Genomic DNA, 12,323 nt, shown 5'->3' with positions numbered 1-12,323 from the left:
TTAAGGGTTTGGCGAAAACAGCAGTTTCAGGCCGATGAACAAAGTCAGTTCCGGCTCGTCCCGGAACGAGCGGCCGGCGGACACCATCAACACCCGGCCGGGGGCCATGACCCACTTTCCGCCCAGGTTGAAGCCGGCGTTGGGCTCGCCGCCGGGGGATGGGGACGTAATGGCGAACACCTCGCCGCCGAGCTTGAGCCGCTTGCCCACGGCGTGCTCCAAGGCCAAACCGAAAAACCAGTAACTTTTGCCCTCGGCCCCGGCCCACAGCTTGTAACGCGCATCGCCGTAGATCACGGTGTCGCCCCACTGCTTCTGATAGAGCAGCGGCAATTGCAGGGTCGCGCGCCCGGCACCGAGGCCCCTTTTCTCGTCTCCCGTGGGCAGGGTGAGCTGGGGGTTGATGCCGAAATACCCCGCTTCGGCGTCGAGGCCGAAGCGCCGCTTGTACTCGAACAGCACATCGCCCACGCCGGAGCGCAATCCGCCTTCGGCGGGGAGCCTGTAGGGCGCGGGCAGCTCGATGCTGAGCTGGGTGTAAGGGTCGTAGCCGTAATTGACGTCCACGCGCACGAATTCGCCGATCGCCGAACCATCCCGGCTGCGTTCCATGAACCAGGGCAGGTTGATCTCCCACTGGCCCGGTTCCGGCGGGTCGGGATCGTTGGTGAAGAAGGGCGGGCCGCCGAAGGCGGAGGCCGATCCGGCCAAAACCAAAGAGAAGACCCACCGAGTGGACGCCGGCGTGCCACGGCCCATCGATTATCGGGCGGTCACCACCAGATCGTCGAACGAACTGGCCGCATCCGCCTTGCTCCAAAAGCCGATCCCGCCCGCCTTCATAAAGGTTCTATCGGTAGTCTCCAGATATTTCCGGTCGTTCAAATAGGCTTCGATCTTGTCTCCCTGCTGAACGATCTTCAACCGGAACCATTCGCCGGATTTCACGCCGGAGATGTTCGCGCTGTCCAGTTGCTTGCGCCGCCCGTCCTTCACGAAGTACAGGCGGATGTTGTCTTCCAGGGGGTTATAGCGGGCGACGTAATAGTTATTGGCGTCCTGCACCCGCCAGATGAGACCATCCCCCTGATCTTCCTTGCCGCCGTCGGCGCGGAGGCTGACTTCGATGGCGCCGTCCCGGAATTTCACCGCGTTCGTCCAGCACAAGTTAAAAACATCCCCGGAATCGTCGTGAATCTTCGTGATCGCCAGAACATGGGGCGCGCTCGGCGCCTTGGGATCGGCCTTGACTTGCCACTCCGCCGGGGGACCGCCGGGATTCGTGGCCGCGATGGTCCAGCCGGGCGGAATGCCGCCCGGCGTCAGTTCATCGAAGCTCAGCCCGGATACCGCGGGACTCGTAGCCGCTTTCTCCTCGGCCGAGACCAGACCGGTGAATGTGCACAGCCCGAGGCACACAGCCAAATGGATGAGTTGTTTTGTCGCCATGATCAAGGGTTTCTCCTCTGGGTTTCCAAGGCGGATTGGAGCGCCCGCGCCAAATCGACCGTGGGGCCGACGCCCCAGTAGTGCAGGAAGACCGTTCGTGGCGATTCCATGGTCATGTGGCTGTGGATCGCTACGATCTGGATGCCGGCGCGGCGCAGCGCAGCGCTTTGAGCACCGGCTGCAGTTCGTCCTCGCACATGACGAAGTCACCGTCGACGACCGCTTGCTCGTCGCTGCCTGCGAACGCGGCCCAGGTGTTGACGCCCATCGTGCTGCCGAGGGTGTTACCTTCCATGGTCGTGGTTCGCCCGAGGGTGATCTTGAAGACGCCTCCGGCCAACTCGCCTTTGGCGCCGATGACCGCCTCGATTTTCTTGGGATCGAGCGAGGTTTGGGCGGGGTCGATGGCAGCGAAGGGTACCTCGCCTCGGCCGCCGCGGGTCTCCTCGACTTTGGCGAATACCTCGCCCACGGCGGCCGCCAGCTTTTCTTCATCCCCCGTGCCGCCGATGTGCATGAACATCACCTTGGGGGAATCCCAGAAGAAATGGTTGTGCAGGGCGGTGATTTCGAGGCCGTTGTCGAGGGCCACGCTCATGACCGGATTCACCTGATCTTCGAGCAGGACCATGTCGCCCATGACCAGGGTTCGGCCCCCCGCCTTCATGAACGCGGCCCACGAGGTCAGCCCCAGGGGCGGCGTCATTTTGACGCCCGCCGCGGTCACCCGGAGATCGGCGCGTGGCTGGCTGACTTTGAATACGCCCTCCTTTTCGTCCAGTTTCCCTTTGACGCCGGTCAGCCGCTCGATTCTTGCCGTATCGAGCCCTTGCCCGCCGCTGGGGGCCTCCGCCGCAGCCGGGCCGGGCAAGAGGTTCAAGAGCGTTATCATGAAGATGGCGGTCAAGCGGTAAATCGTATCTCTGTTCATGGAGAATACCTCGATCGGTCTCACAGTGTGTTCACCGTTTGCCGGCAATAGGCATAAAGGGCCTCGTAGACGATGAATTCCTTTTCCAGAATCTCCCCATCATCCTTCAGTCCCAGGTGCTGAAATCCCTCGGCGATGGCCTTGAGCCCCGCGGCTTCCGGCCGCCCGTAGAGGTCCTGTTTCACGTCCGCGCCGTGCACGATTCTCGCGAGCAGGGCCACGGCGGGATCGTCGATCCGGTACTTGGCCACGACCGCCTCGAAACTGCACCGGCCCTCGTGGTGCCCGAGTTCCACGCCGGGGACATCGAAAGGAATAGCGCCGTGTCGCTCGGCCACCGCCAGGACCTGGTCGGCCGGAACGAACAAGAACTCGGCCTCAGGGTCAATGAACTTTTTGATGAGCCAGGGGCAGGCCACCCGGTCCACCTTAACGTTCTCGCGCGTGATCCACTTCATGATGTTTGCCCTCCAGTGAGTTATGGAAGCAGTTTTTTATCGGCGCCTTTCTCGGTATGCGTGAGCACGCCTGCCGCGGCGAAGGCCGCGTAAACAGGTAGCACGCGCCCATGGCATCCAAGAGATCCACGATGAGGACCTTGCGGACGGGTTCGTCCACCTCTTGAGTTCTAACCACTTCGCCACGCGCGCTATCCCGTTGACCGATGCCATTCCGTCTTATCCCTTTACACCGGCCGATTCCGCCGTCCCGTCAGTACCCGAGGCGAGGAGTCCCCGGCGAACCTGGTCGAAGTGGGCGCGGATTTCCTCCACCGACCCCTGGCGGACGATGGCGCCCGCGCGCATCACCACGATCCGCTGGGCGATGGCGAACGCCTCGTCCAGATTGTGGGTGACGTAGAGCAGGGTGAATCCGAGTGCTTCCTGGAGCGCCAGAATCTCGCGGCGCAGTTCGAGGGCCAGTTCAAAGTCCAGGCTGGACAGGGGTTCGTCCATGAGCAGCAGGCGGGGTTGGGTGACGAGGGCACGGGCCAGGGCGACACGCTGCTGCTCGCCGCCCGAAAGTTCGCCGGGGCGCGCGTCCGGCCGCGATTCCAGGCGCACCAACCGCAGGGTTTCCCGGATGCGCCGTTCCCGCTCCGCCCTGGCAACGCCCTGCGCCTTCAGGCCGAATTCCAGATTCCCGCGCACCGTGAGATGCGGCCACAGGGCCAGGTCCTGAAACACCATGCCGAGACCCCGCTGTTCGGGTTCCAGGTCAAGGCGGCCGGCTTCCGCCGCGACCGCCCCGTCCAGCAGTACGGCGCCCCGCTCGGGCACGCGGAAACCGGCGGCGAGGCGCAGCACCGTGGTCTTGCCGCAGCCGGAAGGGCCGAGCAGCACGACCCGCTCGCCGGCTTCCACGTCCAGGGAAAAATCCCGCACCGCCGGCTTGCCCCGATAGGACGCCCAAACCTGCCGGAACTCGACGGCGCTCATGGCGAGTGCGCCTCTCTGCGAAGGCCAAGTCCAGTCAGGATGAGCGGCGGCAGTGCCGCGGCCACCAACAAGGCGCACAGCGCCGCCACCAACCCGAACGGGCTGTTGGCCATCACGGTGAAGATGCGCACCGGCAGGGTGTCCCCGCCGGGCGGGTACACCAGCAGGGCGAGTCCGGTATCGCGCAGGCAAAAGAGGTAAGCGACCAGCCAGGCGGTCAGGAGTCCTCGCCGGCTCAGGGGCAGCGCGATGAACAGGATCCGCCGCCACCAGCCAGCCCCGGCCACGGCCGCCGCCTGCTCCAGGGACGGCGGGAGGCGCGCCAGAGCGCTGTGGGCGATGCCCCCGGACAATGCTCCATACTGGATGAGATACCCCAACAGCAGGAGACCCGGCGAGGCGTAGAAGCCGGCAGTCGCAGGTTGGTTCCACAGTCCGATCAGGCCGATGCCTACAACTGAGCTGGGCAGGATCAGGAGCAGCAGGGCGGCGAATTCGGTGAGGCCTGCGCCGCGCGTCCGCTCGCGCCACAAAAGCCCCAGAAAAAATCCGAAGGCCGTCAAAAGGCTCGCCCCGAGCGCAGCGTACAACAGGCTGCGCCCGAGGGCATCGCCCGCCCGACGCCACGCGTCGCCGAAGTCCGCCGGGGCGGCTTGAAGCAGTAGTGCGCCGAGCGGCAACACCACGAGCATCAAAAGCAGACTGGATACGCCGACCGTCCATAGCCATTTGCAAGCGCCCAGGCGGATGGAAAGCGAGGTTCCCGCCGGCCGAAGATCGGGTGCCGCGAAGCGCCGCGAGCGCCATTCCGCCGCCAGCGGCAAGCCCACGACCAGCGCCAGCGGAGCCGCTGCCGCGATGGCCGCGTCGAAATCGTAGAAGGCCGCGAACTGGGTCAGGATTTCCACCGGGTACACGTCATAGCGCAGGAACATGGGCACGGTGAGTTCGCCCAGGACCAGCAGAAACACCAGGACAGCGCCGAATAGAACGCCCGGCCCAATGGCCGGCAGGGTGATGCGGCCAAGCACTTTCGGCCAGGCGGCGTACAGCCTCGCAGCCTCCTCCAGGCGGGGATTGACGCTATGGAGAAGTACGCACACGAGCAGCACGATCAGGGGCAGAAACACCGTGGCCAGCGTCACGGCGCAGCCCGGCAGCCCGAACAGCCACTCGGAGAGCGTCCGGGCCACGGCGTCGGGCAGCAGACGAGCGAGCCAACCCTCCCGCCCCAGCAGGGCGAACCAGCCGAGCGCGAGGAAATAGGGCGGGAGCAGCAGGGGCAGGATGAACCCCGCGGCGAACAGGCGCCGCCCCGGCAGATCGGTCTTGCCGAGCAGCAGGCCGAGCGGCACGCCGAGTCCCAGCGCGCCCAGGGTGGCCAGTCCCGCGAGCAGCACGCTCCGACCGAAGAGCCGAGGCAGGCGGGGCGATGCCCACAGGTCCCGATAGCGATCCAGGCCGAACATTCCGTCCACGGTGAGACTCGATGCGAACATGACCACGAGCGGCGCCAATCCCAGCCCCAGAAACAAGGTTGCCGCAAGGGTCAGGGTGAGGCGTCTCGAACCCATGGAACCGGTGGTTTAATGCCTGACGGCAATACCTTCAGGCATTTTGGAGAAGGGAATGGTCTTCACCGCCTCGTCCCGCTTGGCGTCGATCACCCCCTGAACCGGTTCGAAAGGCGGCGGTGCTTCCGCGCGGGCCGGCAACATGGCGCACATCAGGAAAAGGAAAGTTCCTAGCGTAATCCTCGGAAAGACGATGCGGTTCATAACAGCACTCCCGCCTGGGCCAACCAGGGTTTGAGGAAGGTGAACAAGAAACCGACCAGGCCGCAGACCCGATGACCGGGATGACGCCGACCCGGCAACGGAACAGGATCAGCAGCGCACCCAGGCCTACCAGAGCCGAAACGCCATCGAAGCGCCCAGAGAAGCCCTGCGGCCAAAATACGTGGTAGGCGAAAAACACAGCGAGGTTGAGGATGACACCCACCACGGCGGCGGTAATGCCGGTCAGGGGCGCGGTGAACTTGAGATTGCCGTGGGTGGTTTCGACCAGGGGGCCGCCCGCCAGGATGAACAGGAAACTGGGCAGGAAGGTGAACCAGGTCACCACGGCCGCGGCTGCGGTGCCTGCCAGAAAAAGCTGATCCGGTCCGAACAGTTGCTTGGCCCAGCCGGCGACGAAACCGACGAAGGTCACCACCATGATGAGCGGCCCCGGCGTCGTTTCGCCCAAGGCCAGGCCGTCGATCATTTGATGCGGAGCGAGCCAGTGGAAATGCTCGACCGCGCCCTGATAGGCGTAGGGCAGCACCGCGTAGGCACCGCCGAAGGTGAGCAGGGCCGCCTTGGTGAAGAACCAGCCCATCTGCGTGAGCGCGCCGTGCCAACCATACTGCGCGTATAGGAAGCCGATCGCGCCACTCCATAGGATCAGGCCCGCTAGAATGATCTTGAGCAAGCTGGCCCAGGTGAAGCGGGCATGGGCGGGAACCGGCGTATCGTCGTCGATCAGCGCCGGACCGTAGCTTTGCTTGGCCGCACCATGGCCTCCGACCACAAATTTGCCGGGTGCAAACTTGCCGCCGATGCCGCCCAGGATCGCCGCTACCAGCACGATCAAGGGAAACGGCGCTTTGAAAGCAAAAATGGCCACGAACGCCGAGGCTGCCATGGCCCACAGCACCCAATTTTTCAGCGCCCGCGAGCCGATGCGCCAGGCTGCGAACAAAACGATGGCGGTCACCGCCGGCTTGATGCCGTACAGCACGCCGGCCACGGCGGGCACCTGGCCGAACGCCAGGTAAATCAAGCCCAGTCCGATCAAGATCAAGAGCGAAGGCAACACGAACAGCCCTCCCGCGATGATCCCGCCCCAGGTGCGGTGCATCAGCCAGCCGATATAGGTCGCCAGTTGCTGCGCCTCCGGCCCCGGCAGGAGCATGCAGTAGTTGAGTGCGTGCAGGAAGCGTTTCTCGCTGATCCAGCGGCGCCGTTCGACCAATTCCGAATGCATGATGGCGATCTGGCCGGCGGGGCCGCCGAAACTGATGAAGCCGAGCTTGAGCCAGAACAGGAAGGCGGCCCAAAAACCTACGGCGACCGGGCGAACATTGTTCTTAGTGGGTGCGGTGACGTGGGAGGTTTCGCTCATGGCGCGGAATCCTTTTCAAATGCGGCCAGTAGCCCGTCAAACAGAACGCTGGCGGCCGTGAACAGTTGATCGTCATTGGCGCTGGTTTCACGCAGGCCCGCCAATACGCGCTCAATGCCTTGGGCCTCCGGAGGTTGGATGCCGCCGACGTCGAGGAAGTGCACGATGCCGGCGAGTCGCGCGAGCGGTGGCGACTCCAGGCCGAATCCGGCGAGGAGGGTCTCGAAGGTCACCTTGCCGCCCACATGGGAAAAGGCGGCACCGTCGAAGTCGAACCCCAACGCGTCCTCCGGGCAGTCGGCGGGTGAAGCCAACCAGAGAATGCGGGCGTCCGGGTCGATGAAGCGGCGAATCAGCCAGGCGCTCGCGAGTCGATCCACCCAGGGGCGGGCACGAGTCGCCCACACGCGGCCGCGATAGTCGGCAATATCCAAGCGTGGGATCGCACCGGCCGCCGCATGCGGTTCGTCGGGGGACAGGCAGCGGCTGACCGAACTTTCCAGCTCCTGCAAGGCGGCATCGGCTTGTTTCTGGGCTTCCCCCGGGAAAAAGTCGATGGCGGCCAGTTGTCCAAATGTCTTGCGGAGCTTTCTGGCTTGTTTCAGTGTCGCCGGCGCGGTTTCGCTCGTCAGCTGAGAGCCGCATTGGGCAATCTCCGCCAGCAATTCGCCGAATTCGGATGAACGGTCAAACAGACCCGAAAAACCGTCTTCACCTTTTCCTTCAGCCGTCAGCAAATAGGCCGTGCCGCCGTTCTCACGGAGATCGTCGGCGACCTCGGCCAGAATCTCTCGACAGCCGTCCTGTTCGGGCAGCAAATAGACGCCATCCCGGAGCACCGCGGCGCCCGAGGCTTTGAGCGCTCGCCAGGCCCGCATTCGGGCCGTGGCGTTCTCCGTCGGCAGAGTCAGTATGAGCAAAAGCCAAGACATGTGTAGCATTCTCTACAGTAATGTAGATTATGCTACTCATTAAGCTGAAGGGCTTCAAGTTGCGTAAACGCCTTTTAAAACAGGTTTCTCAGCAATAAGACCAAGCCATAGCACACGCTGGTAGCTATCGCCGCGAGGCCGAGTGCCAGCCAGAAATTCAGCGACCGTTCCAGCAGCAGGGGCAAGATCCAAAAGAAGGCCAGTGAAGGTATCACCAGCCAGACGATTTGCCGCGAAAGCTCAGTTATCAGTTCGGTGTCCCCGGTGTCGACATAGAGCCAGATGAAGGCCAGAATCGATGTGATCGGCAGTGATGCGATGAGGGCGGCAACCAGGCTGCTACGTTTCGCCGTTTCGGAAATTACTGCGATCAACAGCGCGGATATCAACACTTTGAGGTACATGGCCGTTTGTGTTATTTGCTTGCCGGTTTGCAGCGGAGGTTGGTACGCCAAGATCGTACCCATTTTCTCGTTATGGTTTGCGCTTACGCTCGTAGGTGTTCATACCGACTCGTCTGCATTCAAGTCCTTCTGAATCTTTCAGAATAAATCAGACGTCTCGGAGCGGGCGTGCTTTATTCATGCCTATCAATAGACCGTAGCGCATTCGAAGTCGTTGGCCCAATCACCATGGGAATATGAAAGGGGACGCATGTCATGAGAATAGGCTCTGCTCTCTCCGAACATACGAGGGCTTACACTGAGCGGACTTTCAGGGCGAGTCTGCTCATGCTATCCGTGGTAATCGACCGCTCGGAGTTCAGTCCATCTACCGTACGCTTAACAGGCAGACCTCGCCCTCTGCCGAACCGACGGCCAGCATGTTGCCCTGAGGACTCCAGGCCAGCCGGGTCAGCGGATTTTTCAGGATACAAAGATCCTTCATTATGCCTTCGGGGATATTCCACAGGATCAACATTCCATCCTGCCCGACCGTGGCGAGAACATCCCGCTTCGGATGAAACCCGAGGTCGGCGATGCGGTCGATGTGGCGGCTGAGCACAAAGGGCTCCCGATTGGCCGGACCCGGTCCCGAGAAATTCCACAGCACCGCCTCACGGTCCGCGCCGCTGGCCAGATATCGGGATGAGGCATCCCAGTCCAATAGGCTGATCTTGCCGGGATAGCCCGACATGCCGACGTTCTTGGCGGTCTTTACATTCCAAACCAACAGGCTGGCATCCTGGCAGCCGGCAGCGAGGTGTTCGTCGTTCGGCGAAAGGCTCAGGGAGAGAAACGAGCCTTTCCACTGGAAATGCTTTTTCGCTTGCACGGCGTCTATCCGCCACAGCTTGACCCCGCCGTAACACGCGGTGGCCAATCGGCGTCCGTCGCGCAGCCAGGCCAAGCCCGTCACCGTGCTGGCATGATCGCCGTAGACTCGACACAATTCGCCGTCATTCTTCCACAGCTTCACGAACTTGCCGGCCGCCGAGGCGAGGAGATCGCCGCGCGGCGACCAGGCCACGTGTTCCACCCAGCCGCTGCCGCCATCCAGTACCATGGCCTCTGCACCGGTACCGGCATCCCACACCCGCGCCTTGCCGTCCTGTCCGCCGCTGGCGAGCCAACGTCCGTCGCAGGACCAGTCCAGCGCCAGCGTTCCCAGGCCGTGACCGGGCAGTTCATGAACGACCCCGCCGGTTTCTCCCGCGAGCAGCAGGATCGGACCGCCGGCCGATGCCGCTGCCAGCGTAGATCCATCAGGCGACCAGGCCAGAGCGGTGATGTAATCGTCGCCCACGACCCGCCATTGCGGCTCGATCAGCTCGAACGGTGCTTTCTCATTCAAGCCAGACATTGCCGAAATCCCTCGTTCAAAGCGTGCCGGTCCAGATTGCGGCCGATGAACACCAGCTGGTTGCGGCGCGGCTCGTCGCCCCAGGGTTTATCGGCCTGCATGTTGAACAGCATATGCACGGCATGGAACACCAGCTTCTTTTCCATGCCTTTCAGGCTGACGATGCCTTTGGTGCGGAAGATATCCGCCCCTTTTTCCCGGAGCAGCTCGCCGATCCAGTTGTTGAAGCGGCTGTAGTCCAGATCGCCGGGCTCGCTGATGCCCACCGACGTCACGTCATCGTCATGTGTGTGCCCGGCCTCCCATTCACGGGTCATCACCGGTTCGACCCCTCGATCCCCGCGCAGGAAGGTCATGCCGAACTCATCGGGATGATGCTGGGTGAAGCAGGCGTAATGCCCGTCCCGCTCGACCGAAACCCGAATTTGCTTTATGCCGCCGGCGCTCAGATCCAGCTCGTGCAGGCATTCCTCCGTTAGGCCGGCATCGGGCGCGAGCCGCTTGGGAGGGGCCGAGAACAACCGGACCATGCGCTCTTGCAGACCCATGAGGCAACTGTCGCTGGCATCGGCCACCGGCAGCCAAATCAAGCGGATGGCGGGATCGGGGCCGTCTTGGATAATCCAGCGGTAATCCCCGGCGGCGAGATGGAACAGCCCGGCCCATTCGAAGGGATATTCCGGATCCAGGAAACCGGGCTTGACCGTCAGCGCCCGATCGAGGTCGAACCCGCCGACGTCCAGTACCTCGGCCAGATCCACCTGGCCGTTCACCGTACGATGGATTCGGGCCATGGCATTCATGCCCCGCACCCGCTTTTCCAGGGCGGCCAGCTCCGGTTCCGAGACCAGGTCGGCCTTGTTGAGGAGAATCACGTCGGCGAAGGCGATTTGTTCCTTGATCTCCTCGCTGTCTTCGATATGCAAGTGCACATGTTTGGCGTCCACCACGGTGATCACGCCGTCCAGCCGGAGCTGCGAGGCGATTTCCTCGTCGACGAAGAAGGTCTGGGCCACCGGAGCGGGGTCGGCGATCCCCGTGGTCTCGATCAGGATGGCGTCGAACTTGTCGCGCCTCCGCATCAGATTGCCGAGGATGCGGATCAGGTCGCCCCGGACCGTACAACAGATACAACCATTATTCATCTCGAAAATTTCTTCATCGGCATCGATGACCAGGGCATTGTCGATGCCGATTTCGCCGAACTCGTTTTCGATCACGGCGATGCGTTTGCCGTGGTTTTCGCTCAGGATTCGGTTCAAGAGGGTCGTTTTGCCTGCACCCAGGAAACCTGTCAGCACGGTGACGGGGATGCGGTTCGAAGTGATAACGGTCATGTCATGGCTCCGTTTTGTTGGGGAGATGAGTGGTGTAGATCGCGATCGATCCGCGCATAGGCAGAATGGTTGTGGATGGATTCGAAGTTCTCCGCTTCGACCGTGTAGGCCAGGATGCGGGGCTCCGCGTCCATCCGGGTGGCCACGTCGCGCACCATGTCTTCGACGAACTTGGGATGGTCGTAGGCGTATTCGGTGACGTACTTTTCGTCGGGACGCTTGAGCAGCCCGAAGATCGGGGAGGAGGCTTCGGCCTCCACCCACTCGATCAATTCTTCGATCCACACGAAATCAGCGGTCGTCACGGTCACGGTGACGTGAGAGCGCTGATTGTGGGCGCCCCGTTCGGCAATCGTCTTGGAACAGGGACAGAGGCTGGTGACTGGCACCGTCACCCGGATATGCGTCCTGACTTCGCCTTCGGCGATTTCGCCGATCAGGGCCACTTGGTAGTCCATCAAGCTGCGCACGCCGGTGACCGGTGCCGCCTTTTCGACGAAATACGGAAACCGCATTTCGATGTAGCCGGACTCGGCTTCCAGCCGCTCGGTCATCTCGGCCAGCATGTCGCCGAAGGACTCCACGCCGATTTCGCGTTCGTAACCGTTGAGTATCTCCACGAAGCGGGACATGTGGGTGCCCTTGAAGCCGTGGGGCAGGTTCACGTACATGTCGAAGCGGGCGATGGTGTGCTGCTCGCCCTGGCTGAGGTCCCGGACCCGCACCGGATGCAGGATGTCCTTGATCCCGACCCTGTCGATGGCGATGCGGCGGGAGTCGGCCCGGCCCTGCACGTCTTCGATGCCGATCGGAGCGCTCATCGATCCTCCTCCGTATAGCGGACGCACGACGTGTCGGTTTCCCACAAGGTCACGGCGCTGACCCGGGCGAATTCCCCGTCGATCCGTTCGGCGAGCCGGCGGTAAAACCAGCCGGCCAGGTTCTCCGCCGTCGGATTGATCCGGTCGAACGGCTCGATCTCGTTGAAATAGCGGTGGTCCAGGCTGTCGGCAAGCGTTCGGGCTTCCGCCTTGATGGTCTTGAAATCCAGGGCGATGCCCAGCTCGTCCAGGATGCGCGCGGAGACCTCCACCTCCAGCTTCCAGTTATGCCCGTGCAGGCGGCGGCAATCGCCGGGATAATCGCGGAGCGAGTGCGCGGACGAGAACTGGACCTGCACGCGAAGCCTATAAAGGCTGCGTTTGCCTGAGGCGGCCGCGGCGAGGGACGAGTCGTTGCTATGGATGTCCATGGGTTGCGATAGGAT

Annotated in this window: 14 protein-coding genes; all 14 read right to left on the bottom strand. The window is 62.9% G+C overall.

The annotated features are described in order from the left end of the window. Positions 1 to 759, bottom strand: a complete 759-nt coding sequence (locus JOD69_RS13150) for a transporter (RefSeq protein WP_086134205.1) — start codon at positions 757 to 759, stop codon at positions 1 to 3. 3 nt (positions 760 to 762) lie between these two features. Beyond that, positions 763 to 1,449: a family 16 glycoside hydrolase gene (locus tag JOD69_RS13145; RefSeq protein ID WP_205781053.1), complete on the bottom strand. Its 687-nt coding sequence runs from the start codon at positions 1,447 to 1,449 to the stop codon at positions 763 to 765. Positions 1,450 to 1,451: 2 nt separating this feature from the next. Further along, positions 1,452 to 1,559, bottom strand: a complete 108-nt coding sequence (locus JOD69_RS25085; protein ID WP_240506968.1) for a DUF1259 domain-containing protein — start codon at positions 1,557 to 1,559, stop codon at positions 1,452 to 1,454. Positions 1,560 to 1,579: 20 nt separating this feature from the next. After that, positions 1,580 to 2,380, bottom strand: a complete 801-nt coding sequence (locus tag JOD69_RS13140; protein ID WP_240506950.1) for an LppY/LpqO family protein — start codon at positions 2,378 to 2,380, stop codon at positions 1,580 to 1,582. Positions 2,381 to 2,400: 20 nt separating this feature from the next. Continuing rightward, positions 2,401 to 2,838, bottom strand: coding sequence for a chromate resistance protein ChrB domain-containing protein (locus JOD69_RS13135; RefSeq protein WP_077732423.1), 438 nt, complete (start codon positions 2,836 to 2,838; stop codon positions 2,401 to 2,403). Between the two features lie 219 nt (positions 2,839 to 3,057). After that, the gene (locus JOD69_RS13130) at positions 3,058 to 3,897 is read right to left on the bottom strand and encodes an ABC transporter ATP-binding protein (RefSeq protein ID WP_240502648.1); all 840 of its coding nucleotides are present in this window, start codon (positions 3,895 to 3,897) and stop codon (positions 3,058 to 3,060) included. Beyond that, a complete protein-coding gene (locus tag JOD69_RS13125; RefSeq protein WP_086134206.1) occupies positions 3,816 to 5,393 on the bottom strand; it encodes an ABC transporter permease subunit in 1,578 nt (525 codons plus the stop codon). Before JOD69_RS13125 ends, JOD69_RS13130 begins: the two co-directional genes overlap by 82 nt. Positions 5,394 to 5,427: 34 nt before the next feature. Beyond that, on the bottom strand, positions 5,428 to 6,984 hold the full coding sequence (chrA, locus tag JOD69_RS13120) for a chromate efflux transporter (protein WP_139841069.1): 1,557 nt from the start codon (positions 6,982 to 6,984) through the stop codon (positions 5,428 to 5,430). Beyond that, complete coding sequence (locus JOD69_RS13115) at positions 6,981 to 7,916, bottom strand: chromate resistance protein ChrB domain-containing protein (RefSeq protein ID WP_077732428.1); 936 nt, start codon at positions 7,914 to 7,916, stop codon at positions 6,981 to 6,983. Before JOD69_RS13115 ends, chrA begins: the two co-directional genes overlap by 4 nt. Before the next feature lie 74 nt (positions 7,917 to 7,990). Continuing rightward, positions 7,991 to 8,383, bottom strand: a complete 393-nt coding sequence (locus JOD69_RS13110) for a DUF3147 family protein (protein ID WP_240506957.1) — start codon at positions 8,381 to 8,383, stop codon at positions 7,991 to 7,993. Between the two features lie 304 nt (positions 8,384 to 8,687). Continuing rightward, positions 8,688 to 9,719 (bottom strand): WD40 repeat domain-containing protein, encoded by a 1,032-nt coding sequence (locus JOD69_RS13105; protein WP_086134208.1) that lies wholly within the window; start codon positions 9,717 to 9,719, stop codon positions 8,688 to 8,690. Continuing rightward, positions 9,707 to 11,056, bottom strand: a complete 1,350-nt coding sequence (locus JOD69_RS13100; protein ID WP_086134209.1) for a GTP-binding protein — start codon at positions 11,054 to 11,056, stop codon at positions 9,707 to 9,709. The genes JOD69_RS13105 and JOD69_RS13100 overlap by 13 nt, the downstream gene beginning before the upstream one ends. Then, entirely contained in the window at positions 11,053 to 11,877 is an 825-nt protein-coding gene (gene folE2 / locus JOD69_RS13095) for a GTP cyclohydrolase FolE2 (RefSeq protein WP_086134210.1), read from the bottom strand. The genes JOD69_RS13100 and folE2 overlap by 4 nt, the downstream gene beginning before the upstream one ends. Further along, positions 11,874 to 12,308 (bottom strand): 6-carboxytetrahydropterin synthase QueD, encoded by a 435-nt coding sequence (gene queD / locus JOD69_RS13090; RefSeq protein WP_086134211.1) that lies wholly within the window; start codon positions 12,306 to 12,308, stop codon positions 11,874 to 11,876. The genes folE2 and queD overlap by 4 nt, the downstream gene beginning before the upstream one ends. Positions 12,309 to 12,323: the final 15 nt, after the last annotated feature.

Origin of the sequence: Methylocaldum sp. RMAD-M (assembly GCF_017832375.1) — a bacterium.
In the GTDB taxonomy this organism is placed as follows: domain Bacteria; phylum Pseudomonadota; class Gammaproteobacteria; order Methylococcales; family Methylococcaceae; genus Methylocaldum.
This window is presented reverse-complemented; position numbering and strand designations above follow the sequence as displayed.